The organism is Pyrobaculum sp. (genome assembly GCF_049971835.1).
Lineage (GTDB): Archaea > Thermoproteota > Thermoprotei > Thermoproteales > Thermoproteaceae > Pyrobaculum.
Map to the genome: position 1 here is coordinate 1 of NZ_JBMFKV010000418.1, position 548 is coordinate 548.

The window sequence follows — 548 nt, forward strand, 5'->3', positions numbered from 1 at the left end:
CGCGTGACGAGGCTGATATACAGCAGGTTGCTCGACCTCTACAGAGCTGTAGAGCTCTGCGCGTCCAAGAGAGAATTAGATGGAAGAAGGACCGCCGCCAAGGCGTTGGTGGAGCTGGCATACATCATCAACAGGCGCGGGGAGGAGCTCGGCGAGAAACTAAAGGAGCTGGAGAACATTACTGGACTTCCTATGGATCCGCAGAAGTTCGCGGAGTTCTACGCGCCCCTGTTGCGGTGTAGCAACCCCCAGCAGTTGAGGCGGGCCCTCGGCAGAGGTATAGCGGCCATAAACATAATCCACCTGATGCTCAAAGGCAGGCAGTAGTGTTCTACGTCGTCCTGCCGCCGCACTGCGGCGGCGACCTCAAGACGCCGAGGTACGCCTTCGCCCGCGCGGAGGACCCCGTGGAGGGGCTCGTGCGCTTCGCCTACTGCCCCTACGTGGGGCTCCACGTCCCCGGCGCCGCGAGGGTGTTGCTTAAGGGGGTCTCTGTGGCCGGAGTGGTGTCTCTCGACGTTGAGGGGGTTTTCGAGGTCGTGGGGCCT

Annotated in this window: 2 pseudogenes; both read left to right on the top strand. The window is 62.0% G+C overall.

The annotated features are described in order from the left end of the window. Positions 1 to 327 (top strand): annotated as a pseudogene (locus ACP5J3_RS15040) (type III-A CRISPR-associated protein Cas10/Csm1); the annotation flags it as partial. Next, positions 327 to 548: pseudogene (locus tag ACP5J3_RS15045) on the top strand (hypothetical protein); the annotation flags it as partial. The pseudogenes ACP5J3_RS15040 and ACP5J3_RS15045, both read left to right, overlap by 1 nt.